This window comes from Flavobacterium azooxidireducens (assembly GCF_023195775.1).
GTDB classification, from domain to species: Bacteria; Bacteroidota; Bacteroidia; order Flavobacteriales; family Flavobacteriaceae; genus Flavobacterium; species Flavobacterium azooxidireducens.
Genome location: NZ_CP096205.1, coordinates 3180537 through 3198151 on the forward strand (window position 1 = coordinate 3180537; position 17615 = coordinate 3198151).

At 32.5% G+C, this 17615-nt stretch carries 16 protein-coding genes; 11 read left to right on the top strand and 5 right to left on the bottom strand.

Annotated features, from left to right (window positions below; all coding sequences use genetic code 11):
• Nucleotides 1-45 precede the first annotated feature (45 nt).
• The 3 genes from M0M57_RS13765 to M0M57_RS13775 are packed head-to-tail and all read left to right on the top strand — an operon-like array spanning nt 46 to nt 1937.
• The gene (locus M0M57_RS13765) at nt 46-396 is read left to right on the top strand and encodes a 4Fe-4S dicluster domain-containing protein (RefSeq protein WP_248433628.1); all 351 of its coding nucleotides are present in this window, start codon (nt 46-48) and stop codon (nt 394-396) included.
• 41 nt (nt 397-437) lie between these two features.
• On the top strand, nt 438-908 hold the full coding sequence (locus tag M0M57_RS13770; RefSeq protein WP_248433629.1) for a hypothetical protein: 471 nt from the start codon (nt 438-440) through the stop codon (nt 906-908).
• A 3-nt stretch (nt 909-911) separates the two neighbouring features.
• Nucleotides 912-1937: a carboxypeptidase-like regulatory domain-containing protein gene (locus tag M0M57_RS13775; RefSeq protein WP_248433630.1), complete on the top strand. Its 1026-nt coding sequence runs from the start codon at nt 912-914 to the stop codon at nt 1935-1937.
• 62 nt (nt 1938-1999) lie between these two features.
• Here M0M57_RS13775 and M0M57_RS13780 read toward each other — a convergent pair whose 3' ends face one another.
• Entirely contained in the window at nt 2000-2536 is a 537-nt protein-coding gene (locus tag M0M57_RS13780; RefSeq protein WP_248433631.1) for a hypothetical protein, read from the bottom strand.
• A 256-nt stretch (nt 2537-2792) separates the two neighbouring features.
• Between M0M57_RS13780 and ychF the strand changes: the two genes are divergently transcribed.
• From ychF to M0M57_RS13820, 8 genes are all read left to right on the top strand, one after another.
• Nucleotides 2793-3887: a redox-regulated ATPase YchF gene (gene ychF / locus M0M57_RS13785; RefSeq protein ID WP_248433632.1), complete on the top strand. Its 1095-nt coding sequence runs from the start codon at nt 2793-2795 to the stop codon at nt 3885-3887.
• A 517-nt stretch (nt 3888-4404) separates the two neighbouring features.
• Nucleotides 4405-5373, top strand: coding sequence for a transglutaminase domain-containing protein (locus M0M57_RS13790; protein ID WP_248433633.1), 969 nt, complete (start codon nt 4405-4407; stop codon nt 5371-5373).
• A 3-nt stretch (nt 5374-5376) separates the two neighbouring features.
• Nucleotides 5377-6048 (top strand): TIGR02117 family protein, encoded by a 672-nt coding sequence (locus M0M57_RS13795; protein ID WP_326930583.1) that lies wholly within the window; start codon nt 5377-5379, stop codon nt 6046-6048.
• Between the two features lie 130 nt (nt 6049-6178).
• Nucleotides 6179-8035, top strand: coding sequence for a DNA topoisomerase IV subunit B (locus M0M57_RS13800; RefSeq protein WP_248433635.1), 1857 nt, complete (start codon nt 6179-6181; stop codon nt 8033-8035).
• Nucleotides 8036-8089: 54 nt separating this feature from the next.
• Nucleotides 8090-9163: a PDDEXK nuclease domain-containing protein gene (locus M0M57_RS13805; RefSeq protein ID WP_248433636.1), complete on the top strand. Its 1074-nt coding sequence runs from the start codon at nt 8090-8092 to the stop codon at nt 9161-9163.
• 153 nt (nt 9164-9316) lie between these two features.
• Nucleotides 9317-10201, top strand: a complete 885-nt coding sequence (locus M0M57_RS13810) for a hypothetical protein (protein WP_248433637.1) — start codon at nt 9317-9319, stop codon at nt 10199-10201.
• Nucleotides 10202-10786 (top strand): hypothetical protein, encoded by a 585-nt coding sequence (locus M0M57_RS13815; RefSeq protein ID WP_248433638.1) that lies wholly within the window; start codon nt 10202-10204, stop codon nt 10784-10786.
• 165 nt (nt 10787-10951) lie between these two features.
• On the top strand, nt 10952-13654 hold the full coding sequence (locus M0M57_RS13820) for a DNA gyrase/topoisomerase IV subunit A (RefSeq protein ID WP_248433639.1): 2703 nt from the start codon (nt 10952-10954) through the stop codon (nt 13652-13654).
• A 146-nt stretch (nt 13655-13800) separates the two neighbouring features.
• Here M0M57_RS13820 and M0M57_RS13825 read toward each other — a convergent pair whose 3' ends face one another.
• The 4 genes from M0M57_RS13825 to M0M57_RS13840 all read right to left on the bottom strand — a co-directional run bounded on the left by M0M57_RS13825 (nt 13801) and on the right by M0M57_RS13840 (nt 17596).
• Nucleotides 13801-15360, bottom strand: a complete 1560-nt coding sequence (locus M0M57_RS13825) for a S8 family peptidase (protein WP_248433640.1) — start codon at nt 15358-15360, stop codon at nt 13801-13803.
• A gap of 440 nt (nt 15361-15800) precedes the next feature.
• Nucleotides 15801-16211, bottom strand: a complete 411-nt coding sequence (locus tag M0M57_RS13830) for a hypothetical protein (protein WP_248433641.1) — start codon at nt 16209-16211, stop codon at nt 15801-15803.
• A gap of 413 nt (nt 16212-16624) precedes the next feature.
• Nucleotides 16625-17122, bottom strand: coding sequence for a hypothetical protein (locus tag M0M57_RS13835; RefSeq protein ID WP_248433642.1), 498 nt, complete (start codon nt 17120-17122; stop codon nt 16625-16627).
• A gap of 42 nt (nt 17123-17164) precedes the next feature.
• Nucleotides 17165-17596 carry a hypothetical protein gene (locus M0M57_RS13840; RefSeq protein WP_248433643.1) on the bottom strand — a complete coding sequence of 144 codons (432 nt, stop codon included), beginning with the start codon at nt 17594-17596 and terminating at the stop codon, nt 17165-17167.
• Nucleotides 17597-17615: the final 19 nt, after the last annotated feature.

Below are 17615 nucleotides of genomic sequence, written 5' to 3' on the forward strand. Positions count from 1 at the left end.
AAAGTTAATAGTATTTCTTATCTTTAAATTTTAATCAAAGAAAAAATGGCTATCATTATAACAGACGAATGTATTAATTGCGGAGCTTGTGAACCCGAATGTCCAAATACAGCAATTTATGAAGGAGCAGACGATTGGCGTTATAAAGACGGAACCAAATTGAGCGGAAAAGTAATTTTGCCCGATGGAACCGAAATTGATGCCGAAGCCGCTCAAACCCCAATTTCTGACGATATTTACTACATCGTTCCTGGAAAATGTACCGAATGTAAAGGTTTTCACGAAGAGCCTCAATGTGCTGCCGTTTGTCCGGTAGATTGTTGTGTTCCGGATGATAATCATGTGGAAAGTGAAGAAACACTTTTGAACAGGCAAGCATTTTTACATAACGAATAAAACACATTTTAACCTCAAGAATTCTTGAGGTTTTTTTTACTATGCTCAGAATATTTTTACTTACGATGTCTGGAGTATTGATTTTGTTTTTTTCATACAAATCAATCATTTATCTTTCACACAAAAAGGTGGATGGAAATATAATTGCAATTGATTATGTAAATCAAAAATATTATAATAAAGGTAGAAATGGCTCAAATTACGTAGCTGGTTATAAAAGAGTGATTGTACCAACGATAGAATATAATCTAAACAATCAAAAAGTTATTATTACCAATCCGGCTTGGTCTGTAACAAATGGATTTGAAGTTAATGAGAAAGTAAAAATTCTTTTAAACGAATCAAATTCACCACTTCATTTAGCTACGGTAACTCATTTTTGGTTTACTTCTAACGAAATTATTTTTGTTTTTTCAATTATTTTTACGTTGCCTGTTATTTACTCCATTTTCTTTGGATCTAAAAGAACAAAACGAAAACCACATCCATTATTCAAAAACGAACGAATTTAAGCTATGAAAGTAAAATTGATGACCTTAATGATGTTTTTGTGTTTGAGTCAAATAATGGCTCAAACAATTAATGGAAAAATTGTTGATGAAAATAATTCTCCTCTTTACGGTGTTTCTGTTTATTTTGACGGAACTACGATAGGAACCACCACTGATAATAATGGTTTTTTTGAATTGAATGTACAATCCTTACCAAACGCAACGTTAGTAATTAGTTATATTGGATATGAGTCGGTTTATTTAAACACCATTCAATCACCAATCGAGCTGAAACTTGAGCCAAGTTCATTTGCTTTGAAGGAAGTAGTTTTGGAACCTATTCCATTTTCTCGAAAAGAAATGTTGAAAGTTTTTAGAGAACAATTTTTAGGAAAAACCAAAGGCGGTAAAAATTGCGTAATTCTAAACGAAGATGCCATTCAGTTTTCATACACTTCTAAAGAATTCAAATTAACTGCGTTTGCCGATGAAAAAATAAAAGTTAGAAATAATTATTTAGGCTATATCATTGAAGTTGATTTAGTTGATTTTTATGTTGCATACAATAAAAGAACATTGTCAAATGACTATCTGCGAGGTAGTTATTTTGCAGTGACATCTTTTTTTAAAGAAATTGAAGAAGTCAACAAATCGTATGAAAAGAACAGAAATACCTCTTATTTAGGTTCTTCCAAGCATTTTTTTAAAAATTTAATCGAAAAAAAATGGGGAAAGAAAGAATTTCTTTTATTTGACGGAAGTTTTCCAACCGATGCCAATTTACATTTTGAAATCTCGGATGATAAAAACATGAAACTGGTTAAAGTAAATGGAAGGCAAATCACAACAAATTCGTTAACAACTCAAAAATTCTACAGAAGTTTCAATATGTTGTATAACAACAAAGAACAATCCAAAATTATTTTTAAAACAGCCGAATTTTATGTTGATGCATTCGGCAATCATACACATATTGATCAAATTGATTTTTCGGGTGAAATTTCAAAGAAACGTTTTGGTGATATGTTACCATTGAATTTTGAACCTTAATTTCAATAAATAAAAAAATCCTGAGCCGAAACTCAGGATTCTAAAAGAAACTTAGGGTTAAATTATTTTTTCAAAACTGTGTAAGTCTCAAAAGTAACCGTATCTGTTTTTGGATCATACGATTCTAATACTAAGTTTCCATTGGTATCAAAATAGGCAATTGCCGTTTTATTTTTTCCTGCAAAAATGAAACTGTTAGTAGTAGTTTTTCTGATTTTTCCTATATTCTTATTGTTTTCAGAAAGTAATGAATAACCTTGAGCATCAAGTTCTACTTTATATTTTTGTCCGTTTAACGTGTAATAATTTGTACGATCAACATCTACAATTCTCACACTTCCATCAGGATTTATAATTTCAGTTGATTGTTCAACAATTGTTGGAGAAGGTTTTACATCTCTATTAACCGTTGCATCTTTCTTACCATCTAATTCAATCATTTGAACCTCTCTGGTATTTTCATTCTTAACCGTTTTTGTTTCTTTCTCGCCGTCGTTAACGGTGATTATTGTTTTCTTAGTTTCGTCAACTACATTTTTATTCTGAGCTTGGCTCAATGAAAATGTGAAAACAAATGCTATTATTGCTACTAATTTCATGGTTAAACTATTTAATTGATTAATACTGTAAAGGTACAATCTCAATTATGACAAGCCATTACACAATTTTCGTTAAGGTTTACACAATTCACACTCGTCCGATCGATAAGTTTTAATCTTTCAATATTATAAACTATATTTGCACCCGTTTTTAGACAGTATTCTGTTGTCAGTTGTCAGTTTTCAGTCGTCTGATAACAGAAAAACAGATAACAGACAACCTAAAACAGACAACCAATAACCCATTACCTAAAAGATGAAAGCAGGAATTGTAGGATTACCCAATGTTGGAAAATCAACCCTTTTTAATTGTTTATCAAATGCAAAAGCACAAAGTGCCAACTTTCCGTTTTGCACCATCGAACCTAATATTGGAGTGGTAAACGTTCCCGATCCGAGAATTGCTCGTTTAGAAGAATTGGTAAAACCGGAACGTGTTCAAATGGCAACCGTTGATATTGTTGACATAGCCGGATTAGTAAAAGGAGCCAGTAAAGGCGAAGGTTTAGGAAACCAATTTTTAGGAAACATCAGAGAATGTAACGCCATTATTCACGTATTGCGTTGTTTTGATAACGATAATATTGTTCACGTTGACGGAAACGTAAACCCAATCCGTGACAAAGAAACAATCGATATTGAGCTGCAACTAAAGGATTTAGAAACGGTTGAAAAACGTTTAGAAAAAACCAATCGTGCCGCCAAAACCGGAAACAAAGAAGCTCAAGTAGAAAAAGCGTTGTTAGACCGAATTCGAGAAGCCTTATTACAAGCAAAATCGGCTCGAACAATCATTCCGCAAAACCAAGACGAAGTAGAATTAATGGAAGAATTTCAATTAATCACTTCAAAACCGGTTTTATATGTTTGTAATGTTGACGAAGCTTCAGCCGTAAACGGAAATAAATATGTTGACCAAGTTCGCGAATTAGTAAAAGACGAACAAGCCGAAGTAATCATTCTTTCAGTAGGAGCAGAGGCCGATATTACCGAACTAGAAAGCTACGAAGAACGTCAGGTTTTCCTGGAAGATATGGGATTAACCGAGCCGGGTTCTGCCGTTTTAATTCGTGCAGCCTACAAATTATTAAAACTACAAACCTATTTCACTGCCGGAGTGAAAGAAGTACGTGCGTGGACCATCAACATTGGTGATACCGCTCCAAAAGCAGCCGGCGTAATCCACACCGATTTCGAAAAAGGATTCATCCGTGCCGAAGTAATTGCCTTTGAAGATTACTCCACTTTCGGCTCAGAAGCCAAAGTAAAAGAAGCTGGAAAACTTCGTGTAGAAGGAAAAGAATACATTGTGAAAGATGGCGATGTGATGCATTTCCGTTTTAATGTGTAAGAGAAAAGAAAATAGAGAAAAGAAAATAGACAAAACTGCTGATAACTCGGCAGTTTTTTTATTTCCTGAAAACTGAGACGGATACCGAAAACTCCATACTCCTAACTCCATACTCCCAACTACTAAGCTGCCATTTCCCGCTTTACACTCCAAGATTTTTTGTCTTGTTGGCATTTTCTAAGCCAAAAAAGGAGCTTCACAAGGTCGCTCTTTTTCGGCAAGAAAATGTCCAACAAGCCTGCAAAATGCTTTCCGTTTCATTCGGGGGCAGATTCTGTGCTATCAAAGTTTTTCATAAAAACATCAACCCGCAACAATCTCCGTAAGTTAATGTTTTTTCTCAGTGAAAAACTCTCGCAAAGTCGCAGAGTCGCAAAGGTTTTACTTGGCGTCTTTGCGTCTTTGCGAGAAAATTAAAAATAAAATTAAAGACATTGACTCGCAACTTTAACAAGAACCTAACTTTTTACGGTACGTTAATTGCTAATTTAAATATCAAATTCAACTCAACTATCCTATGATTATCAAAAACATAACCATCCTATTTCTATTTATTTTTAGCTCAATTACTGCACAAGAAATTCATCCAGTCGATCAAAAAGTACTCGACTATCCAAAGTCCTTTTCATCCATCGATAAATTAGTCGAAAAAATTCAATCCGATTTCAAAACCGACTACGATAAAGCCAGAGCCATTTATGTTTGGATTGCCAATTCGGTAACCTATGATATGAAACTGGCACAAAATCCAACCACCGATGTCATTAAATACGAATCAAAAGAGCAATTCGATAAAAAAGTAGAAGAATTAAAGCAAAAACGAATCAATCAAGCCTTTCGAAGCCGAAAAGGAGTCTGCCAACATTTCACTGAATTATACCACGAAATTGCCGAAAGAGTTGGGTTAAAAGTGCAATCTATTTCAGGTTTTGGTAGAGTTTCTCCCGTTCAAATCGGAGTTTCATCCAAACCGTTGAATCACACGTGGAATGCAGTATTTGCAGAAAATCGTTGGATTTTGCTAGATGCAACTTGGGGTTCAGGTTTTGCTGAGTCCGGTACATCCAAATTCAGTAAAAGATACAGCGATTTCTATTTTGATACTCCGGAACAAATTTTCTTCATGAAACATTTTCCCGAAGATGGAAAGTGGCTCGACAAAACATTAAACCGCGATTGGTTTGAAAATCTTCCGTTACATTATTTCCCATTTCCCGAAAAAGGAATTGAATTGTTGGACAATAAAGGCGTTCTTCAAGCTGTGGATGGACAAAAACTTTCCTTTAGATTAAAAAATCTAACCCAAATTGAAAGTATACTTTTTGAAGGAAAACCAAATCAGCGAATTCCATTCAATCATAAAATTTTAGAGGATAACGTAGTTGAATTTGAAATTATTTACAAAAAACAATTTGGAAGGTATATTACTATATATTTGGAAAATGTAACTTTTGCCACATTTAAAGTTTTACCAAATAAAAAGTAGTTGATGAAAATACTTAAATTCATTCTGAAATTTTGTCTAGCAATCATTGGTCTTTTGTTAGTTTATGGAATTTCGTCCTTTGTTTTATCCATTATTCCGGTGAATAAAAATCAATCGGAAAACACGAAAGAATATACCATTTACATCAAATCAAACGGTGTGCACACTGATTTGGTTTTACCAATCAAAACCGATTTAAAAGATTGGTCGAAGAAAATAAAGTTTGAAAACATAAAATCCAAAGATTCAACCCATCAATTTCTAGCTTTCGGTTGGGGAGACAAAGGTTTTTATCTCGACACACCGGAATGGTCAGATTTAAAATTTAGTACTGCATTTAACGCCGCTTTCAATCTCGGGACTTCAGCGATGCATACCACTTTTTACAAACAAATTCAAGAAACTGAAAATTGTGTAAAAATTGAAATTTCGAGAGAACAATATCAAAAATTAATTACTTTCATCGAAGCTAGTTTTCAATATGATACCAACGGAAATCCCATTTTTATTGACGCTACAACCTATGGCAAAAATGACAGTTTTTATGAAGCTCATCGAACCTACAACTTGTTTTATACTTGTAATACGTGGGCAAACCAAGCCCTAAAAAAAGCCAATATGAAAGCCGCTTTTTGGACTCCGGCTGACAAAGGAATTTTCTATCACTATCAATAAAAAACAGTTATCAGATAACAGACAACCGACAACAGTGACCCTGTCAATATGTTTCTTAATAACTTTAAATCATATTCCTTTTAAAATTTTGCTTTATCCGCTATATTAGCACAAAATCCATATTTCCGCTATGTCAGAGCAAAATCAATACACCGAAGACAATATTCGTTCCCTCGATTGGAAAGAACACATCCGCATGCGACCCGGTATGTATATCGGAAAACTGGGCGATGGTTCGTCACCCGATGATGGTATCTATATTCTACTGAAAGAAACGTTAGATAACTGTATCGATGAATATGTCATGGGTGCCGGAAAAACCATCGAAGTAACCATCAAAGATAAACTCGTAACCGTTCGTGATTACGGTCGTGGAATTCCGTTAGGAAAAGTTGTCGACGTAGTTTCCAAAATGAATACCGGAGGTAAATACGATTCCAAAGCCTTTAAAAAATCAGTTGGTTTGAATGGAGTTGGAACAAAAGCCGTAAATGCCTTGTCCAATTATTTCCGTGTAGAATCGGTTCGTGATAACCAACAAAAAGCCGCTGAATTCTCTGCCGGAAATTTAACGTTGGAAGAAGATATTCAAGAAACAACCAAACGTCGCGGAACCAAAGTAGCGTTTATTGCCGATGAAACGATTTTCAAAAACTACAAATACCGTAACGAGTACATCATCAAAATGCTCAAAAATTATTGTTACCTCAATACGGGATTAACAATTTATTACAACGGTGAAAAATATTATTCTGAAAACGGTTTAAAAGATTTATTGGAAGAAAATATTACAGAAGAAGATATGATTTATCCAATCATTCATCTTTCGGGAGAGGATATTGAAATTGCCATTACACACAGTAAATCGCAATACTCCGAAGAATATCATTCATTCGTAAACGGACAAAATACCACGCAAGGAGGAACGCATTTGAACGCATTTCGTGAATCGATTGTGAAAACCATTCGTGAGTTTTACAAAAAAGATTTTGATCCGTCAGATATCAGAAAATCAATTGTTTCGGCTATTGCAGTTAAAGTTGAAGAACCGGTTTTTGAGAGTCAGACTAAAACCAAATTAGGTTCTACAGATATTGGACCAAAAGGGCCAACGGTTCGTACTTTCATTAACGATTTCATTTCGAAAAAACTCGATAACTTTTTACATAAAAACCCGGAAGTTGCCGATTTACTGTTGCGAAAAATCCTTCAAGCTGAACGAGAACGCAAAGAACTTTCCGGTATTCGAAAATTAGCCAAAGACAGAGCGAAGAAAGCGAGTTTACACAATAAAAAATTACGTGATTGTCGTGTACATTTAACCGATGCTAAAAATCCTAGAAGTTTAGAAAGTACGCTTTTTATCACGGAGGGAGATTCGGCTTCGGGTTCGATTACCAAATCTCGTGATGTGAATACACAAGCCGTGTTTAGTTTGCGAGGAAAGCCGTTGAATTCCTATGGAATGACAAAAAAAATCGTTTATGAAAACGAAGAATTTAACTTGTTGCAAGCCGCTTTAAATATCGAAGAATCGATGGAAGATTTGCGTTATAACAACATCGTAATTGCCACCGATGCCGATGTGGATGGTATGCATATTCGTTTGTTGTTGATTACGTTTTTCCTGCAATTTTTCCCTGAATTAATCAAAGACGGACATTTGTATATTTTGCAAACGCCGTTGTTCCGTGTTCGAAATAAAAAAGAAACGATTTATTGTTATTCGGAACAAGAACGAGTAGATGCTATTGAAAAATTAAAACCAAAACCGGAAATCACCCGATTCAAAGGATTAGGAGAAATTTCGCCCGATGAATTCAAGAATTTTATTGGTGAAAGCATTCGATTAGATCCGGTTATGTTGGATAAAGCCACTTCCATCGAAACCTTGTTGGAGTTTTATATGGGTAAAAATACCCCGGACCGACAGGAGTTTATCATCAATAATTTGAAAGTGGAGTTGGATACGATTGAGAAGAATTAAAAGTTTAGGAGTTTAAAGGTTTAAAAGTTTAAGGTGGTTTAAAAATTGTTGCTATTGTCAGGAGAAATTCAAAATAAAGTGCTGTTTCAACAAGTTGTTGCATTAGTAAAAAATGCTCAGCAACAGGTTATTCGTACCATCAACTCAACAATGGTTTATACCTATTTTGAAATAGGCAGAATGATTGTGGAAGAAGAACAAAATGGAAAAGAAAGAGCAGCGTATGGCAAACAAGTTTTAAAAGAACTTTCAAAGGAATTGACGAAGGAGTTTGGACGAGGTTTTTCTGTAGATAATTTGCAGAATATGAGAAAGTTGTATTTTGTTTATTCAAATTACGAGACAGTGTCTAGTATTTCTAAAGTAGAAAATCAAAAATCCGAGACAGTGTCTAGTATTTCTTTGATAAGTGAAAAACCTGTCCTAACATTAAATTTCATTCTCACGTGGTCTCATTATATTTTTCTATTAAATATTGATGATAACAATGAGAGAAAGTTTTATGAAATAGAATCGATTAAAAACAATTGGAGCGTTCGTGAACTCAAACGACAATACGATTCAGCATTATACACAAGATTAGCTTTGAGTAGAGATAAAGAAGGTGTTTTGAAATTGTCTCAAGAAGGTCAAATTATTGAAAAGCCAAAAGACATCATCAAAGATCCATACATTCTAGAATTTCTTGGTTTACCCGAATTGCATCAGTATTCTGAATCAGAATTAGAACAAGAAATCATTAATAAATTAGAACATTTTTTGTTGGAATTAGGACAAGGATTTGCATTCGTGTCTCGTCAACAAAGAATTTCGTTTGATGATAAGCATTTCAGAATAGATTTGGTTTTTTATAACAGAGTGTTGCGAAGTTTTGTGCTGATCGATTTAAAAATTGGCGAACTCAAGCATCAAGATTTAGGTCAGATGCAAATGTATGTGAATTATTATGACAGAGAAATGCGGTTGGAAGGCGAAAATAAAACTATCGGAATTGTATTGTGTCAAAACAAAAGTAACTTATTGGTAGAATATACTTTACCGGAAGGAAACGAACAAATTTTTGCCAGTAAATACAAAACCATTTTACCAAGCAAAGAAGATTTTAAACGATTGATTGAAAGTAAATAATATACTGAAAATAAATTCAGCATAAATGAACGAAGACGAAGATATATTATAAAAGTTATAGGAATGCAGATTATACTTTGTGTTAACTTTTAGAACATCAATAAAGATATTAAGTGGTTGCAGTAATTTTACCAAAAAGAAACGAATTCAATTATGATAAACGATTTAATAAACAAACAGAAAACAGATTTTGGATATCAATTTAAGAAAAATTGGCTTAATTTAAGTTTATCAGAAAATGTAAAAAAAAATATTTTTGAAGTTCTTCCGATTATCAAGCCTGAAATGTATTTTTATTACACTTACAGACTTATTGTAATCGAGGAGTTTGAAAAAAAGAACATCACAATTGAAAGGAAAAAAATTTATGAAAAATTTTTAGAATTAAATTCTAAAATTTTAAAGGAAAAATGTTCAATCTTATTGTCTGAAAATGACAAGCCTGAAAATTCAACCCACATTTCATTTACTTGGACTAACGTGTATGAAAATTATTCAAAAGAAGTTGAATTATTAAAAGATTCAGTTTTTAATTTGATTAATTATAAAAAGAACATCCGAGAAAATTTGAATATTGATGAAAATGAAAATCCTTATTTCTCACAAAAAAGTGTTCAATTTTTTCAAAACATAATGTTTATAGGTTTTAATATTGCTCATCAAAGAATTCTTTGTGAAGCTGACAATGAAAATAATTTCGGAATAGAATTGGTTGAATTAAATAATCAAGATGAATTGATAATTTATCCAAATCCAATATTAATGGAAAGCTTAACGGAGTATTTAGAACTTTCGAAAGAAGATATTATTAATTTTTGCAATGAAAATTTTGAGAAATTAGGAATCTCAAAAATCAGTAATGAAAGATTAAAAAAAGATTTAGAGACTAGTTATTTAATAAGTTTCAAAGGTGAGTTGTATTATTTAAAAAAATATTTTGATTTTGATTTTAATACATATATGAATAAACGAATAAATAAGCCAATTTTTAGTTCGTTGCTTTTTGAAACTCAAGCCAACTTAAAAAAAGTAATCTAAATGTTTCAAAGAGAAATTAAAGAACTAACTTCAATTGGTAAAAACAATATTTATCAAATCTCACAAATAGAATGGTGGTTATTGAAAAATCAAGAGAATTATAAATGTTGTAAAGAAAACAATATCAAACTAAACTCTTGTTTTGATGATATTGGTTGTGCTTGCGGTATGAATTCGCAAGAAAATAAATTTACATCATTGTATGAAAATCTTAGTGAAGCGACAGAATTTCATAGGTTTGAAGAATATGCAAAAAATGAATTAACTCTTTATAAAAGCATTATTTCAGATAAAAGTAAAATAAAAGAATGGTTAATTAAAAATGAAAAAATTGCTTCTGAATTTCTATCCACTTTTTTAATTTACTATTTAAATTATTCAGAAATAGAAAGAGACAATTATCATTTGTTAATTTTTCGTAGTGAAGAACAAAATTTAGATATTTTCATTCAACGAACAGATTTTGAAAATCTTATAGAGTTTAAAGAACTATTTGATGAATTATACTATGTTAAAAAATTTTATCCAGAAGGACTTAAACGAATTGAAGAAAAAATTAATAAATTACCAAAATATCTAACGTAAAAGAAAAACTTCTGTTAATCAGTTTGGTAGTGTATAGGAAAAGAGTAATAAATCTAATATTGGTTGGGCAAAAAATACTGAGTTATTTGGTTTTACAAAGCTAAACAAAGAAGTTTTATAAAACTTCGATAAACTTTGTGCTACTATCTACAAAAAGAATAAGAAATGATAAACGAAGACGAAGAAAACATCATCCCAGACGATGAAAACGAAGAACTGAACGAGTCGAGCCAAGAACAAGGGTTTGACGACGTGAAAGTTTTTAGTAACAAACATTTTTACGAAAACGACGAAAACCCCGAAGATACCATCACCAAAGTGACGGGAATGTATAAGGATTGGTTTCTCGATTATGCTTCCTATGTAATTTTGGAGCGTGCGGTTCCGGCTATTGAAGATGGTTTTAAACCGGTTCAACGCCGAATTATGCACTCAATGAAAGAACTCGATGACGGTCGCTATAACAAAGTGGCGAATATCGTTGGTCATACGATGCAGTATCACCCACACGGAGATGCGAGTATTGGTGATGCGATGGTGCAAATCGGTCAGAAAGATTTGCTCATTGATATGCAAGGTAACTGGGGAAATATCCTAACCGGAGATAGTGCCGCAGCTTCTCGTTACATCGAAGCTCGAATTTCAAAGTTGGGTCACGATATTTTGTATTCTCCAAAAATTACCGAATGGGGAATGTCCTATGATGGTCGTCGTGCAGAACCTGTCAATCTTCCCGTCAAATTTCCACTGTTGTTAGCTCAAGGTGCAGAAGGAATTGCAGTTGGTTTATCCACGAAAGTGCTACCACATAATTTCATTGAATTGATTGATTGTTCGATAAAAATACTAAAAAACAAACCTTTTACCTTATTTCCCGATTTTCCAACAGCCGGAATTGCAGATGTTTCCAACTATAATGATGGATTACGTGGTGGTCGTGTGCGTGTGCGAGCAAAAATTTCGCAATTGGACAAGCAAACGTTGGTGATTACGCAAATTCCGTTTTCTACCAATACAGGAACGTTGATTGACAGTATTCTGAAAGCCAACGAAAAAGGAAAAATTAAAGTCAAAAAAATTGAAGATAATACCGCAGCCGAGGTTGAAATTCTAATTCATCTTCCGCCGGGTGTTTCTCCTGATAAAACCATCGATGCGTTGTATGCGTTCACCGCTTGCGAAACTTCAGTTGCTCCGTTAGGTTGTGTGATTGAAAACCATAAACCGTTGTTTATCGGCGTTTCGGATATGTTGAAAATTTCAACTCATCGAACGGTTGATTTGCTGAAACGTGAGTTGGAAATTCAATTGGATGAACTCGAAAACAAATGGCATTTTTCTACGTTGGAAAAAATCTTCATTCGGGAAGAAATGTATATTGATTTTAAATTGTATTCAGACAGAGAATCATTATATACCTACATGTATGATAGATTTAAGCCGTTTTTAAAATCATTTGTTCGGGAAATTAATGATGATGATTTGCAGAAATTAACGCAAATTCCAATGATTCGTATTACACGTTTCGATTCGGATAAAGCAGATGATGCCATTGCGAAGTTGGAAGCAGAAATGGAACAAGTGAAACATCATTTGGATCATATTATTGATTTTGCGATTGATTTCTTCCTAAAATTAAAAGACAAATACGGAAAAGGCAAAGAACGTCAAACCGAATTGCGAAGTTTTGACACGATTGAAGCCACAAAAGTGGTATTGCGAAACACCAAATTATATGTCAATAAAGAAGAAGGTTTCCTTGGAACTGGACTCAAAAAGGACGAATATGTCGCCGATTGTTCCGATATTGATGATGTGATTGTTTTTCTGCGTGACGGAAAAATGATGGTCACAAAAGTGGATGACAAAAAATTCATCGGAAAAGATATTATTCACATTGCCATTTTTGATAAAAACGATAAGCGAACGATTTATAATATGATTTATCGCGATGGGAAAAATGGTTCCACATTTATCAAACGCTTCAATGTTTCCGGTGTCACGAGAGATAAATTTTACGATTTAACACAGGAAAAAGCCGGTTCGATGGTTTCTTATTTTTCGGCTAATCCGAATGGAGAAGCAGAAGTAGTGACGATTTTACTTCGTCAGGTGGGAAGTATTAAAAAGTTGAAATGGGATTTAGATTTTGCTGATATTGCCATCAAAGGACGTGCTTCTCGAGGCAATACGGTAACCAAATATCCGATTAAGAAAATCGAATTAAAAGAAAAAGGAATATCCACCTTACGACCAAGAAAAATTTGGTTTGATGATACCGTTCAACGTTTGAATGTAGATGGAAGAGGCGAGTTGTTGGGCGAATTTCGTCCGAATGACCGAATTTTAGTGGTGAATCAATCCGGAAAATTGAAAACTATTATTCCTGAATTAACAACCCATTTTGATGAAGATATGGTTGTGTTGGAAAAATGGCATCCTAAAAAACCAATTTCGGCCATTTATTATGATGGGGAAAAAGATCGCTATTTTGTGAAACGTTTCTTAATAGATAACGAAAACAAAGAAGAAATTTTCATCACCGAACACGAGAAATCGCAATTAGAAATTGTTTCCACAGATTGGCGACCGGTTGCTGAGGTTATTTATGCAAAAGTAAAAGGTATTCAAAAAGAAAATCAAACGGTTGATATCGAACAATTTATTGCTGTAAAAGGGATAAAAGCTCTCGGAAATCAGTTAACTACGGATAGAATTAAACAGATTAATTTGTTGGAATCACTTCCGTATGAAGAACCAATTGAAGAAATTCCGGAAGAAATGGAAGTATCCAATGAAGATAATGTTTCGGATGATATTCAAACCGAATTGGATGATGATGGACAGATTACATTGAGTTTGGATTAAGATTTTTAATTGAAATTTATATATGCTGCTCAATGTTTTTGGATGGGTATCCAAAATCACTGAGCAGTTTTCTAATTAGTGTATTCAATATAAATCTATTATCTAATCTGATTGCGATTTATTGATACAATTTAGTTTGGCGGACTCTAAATTTTGATAAATTTCTTTGAAAACGTCAGCTTATTGTTTAGGTTAACAATTTTTACAAAGTATGCACCGGAGGATAAAGATTCTGTATTGACTTTTACTATTTCAATTTCTGAGGTTGTTTTATATTCTTTTATAACTTTACCTGTCATAGAAATTAGCGAAACAGTATAATCGTCATCTTTAAGTCCGGAAATATAAAAATAATTCTCATATCCAACAGGATTTGGGTAAAGTTTAATAGTTTCATTTTCAACATAATATTCTGTATTTGATAGAAGCTGATGCGATAACGCATTAAAAGCATTTATTCTACCATGACCATAATATTGATCCCAACCTGGGGTATCAAAACTATTTCCTACCATGTCCTCGGATGTTTCTATGAGTATTTGCCTAATTTCAGTTACCGTAAGATCTGGCTTAACCGAGAGCATTAACGATATAACCCCTGTTAAATGAGGTGCTGCTTGAGAAGTGCCACCCCAGTAGGAATTATAATTTGTATTAGAGTAATGGCTTAGACCATAGATGTAATTTCCGGGTGCAACAAAATCAAGTTCCGAACCAAAATTGCTACCACTTGTAGGGTCCCAAAAAAAAGGGTTTGTTCTTGTGTCGTTTGAATTTGTTGAGCCTACAGCAATTGCATTTTCATATCTTGCGGGATATTGAATTGTTGAATTTTGGTTTCCTGAAGAAACAACAACACTCACATTGTTATTATAAGCATAATTAATTGCATTTTCTAAAATTGATGAGGCAGAATTTCCGCCAACAGACATGTTGATTACTTTTGCACCATTATCAACAGCAAAATAGATAGCACTTGCCCACCAACTGTAATATCCAAAATCATCAATGTTAAGAATTTTACAAGCCATAATTTTAGAGTTCCAATTAACACCGGCATAGCCAATTGAATTATTTCCTTTAGCAAGAGCTATGCCTGCCACATTTGTTCCATGTCCATGGTCATCTGTAGGATCACTGTCATTATATGCAAAATCATATCCCTGAACAAATCTTCCTGAAAATTCAGGATGATCTAACTTTATGCCGGAATCAAGAATGGCTACAATCAAGTTAGGGTCTCCTTGTGTAATATCCCATGCCAAATCAGTATCAATATCTGCATCCACAGTAGATGGAGAAAGAGTAAAACTGCCATTATTAGCGTGCGACCATTGTCTACTTAAATAAAATTGATCATTTGGTGTTGTTTGCATAAATCCATGACCTGTACCTATATAATTTGGTTCTACAAATTCAAACAGTCCTGTTTTTTTGTAAACTTCAACTGCCAAAATAACATTTATGTTATTCTTAAATTTTAAAAGAAAAGTATTTCTAACATTTTTATTTCCAATAACTTCAAACGTATCAAGGTTTAATGAATCATTTATTTTCATGAGTGTTTGGTCTTTTTTAAACAACTCCATTTTATTTTTATTACTGTTTTTGAATTCAACAATTAACTCATTTTGAGCATAATCAAATTCTTGAGCATAACAAATTGTGGTAATAATTAAGGCGAAAAGTAAAGTTATTGCTTTCATATAAGGATAGTTTTATAATAAATCTTTTGAAAATTAAATTATTTGAAGCCTTTCAACGATTAACAATGATGTATAAAAGCTAAAAAAATTAATACTATTTATTTTACTAAAATAGAAAAAATAATAATATCAATAAGAATTAATAAAAAAAATCAATAAGAATTAATAAAAAAAAAACAATAAAATTCATTAAAAAAAGCACAAAAAGTAAAAGTATATAGTTCTATTATAGGGAGAAGTTTACCAATAAGTGATATTTTTATGATTTATAAAATAGTAATGGAATCGTTTTCATTACTTGGTTTCTAATTTTGAAGAAGCATTAAATAATAGTAGTTTGATTGTTATGTGGTTGAATGATTAATTGCTACGAGGTTTGGAGACACTAGTTCAGTGTCGCTATTAAAGAAGACTTAGGGGAGAAAGGAACCAACTACTATTTACTCATCAAGTTCCGCAAATTTTTCCTTAGTTTTTTCAAAGAAGCCACAGCTTTCAAAAGCTTCGTCGCTAAAAGCACATTTTTCTTCGACAAGAAACAATTGGGTTTTATACGGTTTTGTACTTTTGTCCAAATCAAGTAGGTAATCACCTATTTGATTTTTGATATCTTGTTCTGTTTCTTTTTCATACAGTGCTTTTAAACGTTTAAAATCATCTTGAATAATAAGTAAGGCATCTAAAAGTTGATCCATTTCTTTCAAGCAGTCACAAGCGGTAGGCTGTTCCGGCAAGTTGGAATGGAGTTTAGGTAAAGTACTTTTCTCAAATACGAAAGTAGTTTCCTCTTTTTTGTTTTGACAAGAAAACAGAAATAGTATAATAAAATGAAATAAAACGGTTTTGTTCACGTATCGACTCATAAATCAAAATTAAAATATATTCCCCAAAAAATACATGCGAATGCAAAGGAAAGTCCATAGACAACTAAAAAATGTACCCATCAAAAATAAGGTAAATCGAAACTTTACAATGCCAATTTTGTTTTTAAAATAATACCAATCAAAGAGTTCTGTCAAAATTCCTAAGCAATAAAAGAGATTAGCCCCAAACAACCATTTAATTACACCAATAGTTTCATACGACGACCAGTAAAAATCAACTTCTGAGTACCCCAAATAAAAAGAGATAGCCACAGAAAAAACGACCAGTATATTGAAAATCCATCGTTTCGATTCCCACCATTTTATGTTTAATTTTAGTTCTTCGATTGTCATATAAAGTTGAAATATACTAATTAATACGCTTGTTAAAGCTGTTTTTTTTATTCATTTCTAATATACCACTTATCTTTATAAAGTTTAAAATCCTTTATATCTTCTGGAGTAGAGTTAGGTACTTTTCTTAATAAGGTTGGATGACCTTGTTGACCTGGATTGATGTAAACATTTCCATCTAAATCAACCGCTAAAACTTGAAACTTGTATTTTAAAAAGCACTTAGTAAAGTTTTTGATTTGATTATTAGTGAAATAACCATTACAATCTCTTTTAGGCAAAGTGTCATTAATTGTCACAATTTCACCACTATCATAATTTATCTTAACGATGTAAGGGTTGCATTTAATGTTAGCTGTACTACTAATCAAAAGACATAAAAGATCATCGTGTTTTCCTCCTCTAATATTCACGAATGCTCCCTTAAGACATGAAAAATCTTCTTCGTTATATTTTTCAATTATGTAATCAGTATCATATTGGGTTCCATTACAAGATTGTAAAAGAATTAGTAAGAGTAGGGTGAAGAAGATTTTGTTTTTCATAGGTTTTTAGAAAGGATTAGTACAAATCATTCATTAGATTAATTATTCACTATAAACACTCAATCTTTGTAATTTATACGCTTTATAATTTTTTTCATAATCAGCTATCTCATCATAATTTTTTAACCCAATAACTGAAACAATTGTTTTAAAACTTTTATTTTTAGGTATTACGACACCCGATTCTGGTGCATAAATAATAATTGAATCTTTATTTGTTCGATAATATATCTCAGAACTATAAAAAATGTAATCACTTTCTTTCTCGTAAACAGTTTTTGTCTGATTTGAAAGGACTATACTTTGATGATTTCCACTTATACCATGACTGTTTGTTTTAAAGTATAATTGTTCATTATTATCGAACGTTAATTTTATTAGTTTATTTGTACTCATTGATTCCGAAATTTCATGTAAAGAATCTTTGCATGAAATTATTGTTAGAGCGATTAAAAAGAATTGTAATTTTTTCATTCTAAGTATAATTAAAGTT

Coding starts and splice junctions, on each gene's coding strand:
- M0M57_RS13765 (WP_248433628.1), top strand. CDS start 46: ATGGCTATCATTATAACAGACGAATGTATTAATTGCGGAGCTTGTGAA.
- M0M57_RS13770 (WP_248433629.1), top strand. CDS start 438: ATGCTCAGAATATTTTTACTTACGATGTCTGGAGTATTGATTTTGTTT.
- M0M57_RS13775 (WP_248433630.1), top strand. CDS start 912: ATGAAAGTAAAATTGATGACCTTAATGATGTTTTTGTGTTTGAGTCAA.
- M0M57_RS13780 (WP_248433631.1), bottom strand. CDS start 2,536: ATGAAATTAGTAGCAATAATAGCATTTGTTTTCACATTTTCATTGAGC.
- ychF (WP_248433632.1), top strand. CDS start 2,793: ATGAAAGCAGGAATTGTAGGATTACCCAATGTTGGAAAATCAACCCTT.
- M0M57_RS13790 (WP_248433633.1), top strand. CDS start 4,405: ATGATTATCAAAAACATAACCATCCTATTTCTATTTATTTTTAGCTCA.
- M0M57_RS13795 (WP_326930583.1), top strand. CDS start 5,377: ATGAAAATACTTAAATTCATTCTGAAATTTTGTCTAGCAATCATTGGT.
- M0M57_RS13800 (WP_248433635.1), top strand. CDS start 6,179: ATGTCAGAGCAAAATCAATACACCGAAGACAATATTCGTTCCCTCGAT.
- M0M57_RS13810 (WP_248433637.1), top strand. CDS start 9,317: ATGATAAACGATTTAATAAACAAACAGAAAACAGATTTTGGATATCAA.
- M0M57_RS13815 (WP_248433638.1), top strand. CDS start 10,202: ATGTTTCAAAGAGAAATTAAAGAACTAACTTCAATTGGTAAAAACAAT.
- M0M57_RS13820 (WP_248433639.1), top strand. CDS start 10,952: ATGATAAACGAAGACGAAGAAAACATCATCCCAGACGATGAAAACGAA.
- M0M57_RS13825 (WP_248433640.1), bottom strand. CDS start 15,360: ATGAAAGCAATAACTTTACTTTTCGCCTTAATTATTACCACAATTTGT.
- M0M57_RS13835 (WP_248433642.1), bottom strand. CDS start 17,122: ATGAAAAACAAAATCTTCTTCACCCTACTCTTACTAATTCTTTTACAA.
- M0M57_RS13840 (WP_248433643.1), bottom strand. CDS start 17,596: ATGAAAAAATTACAATTCTTTTTAATCGCTCTAACAATAATTTCATGC.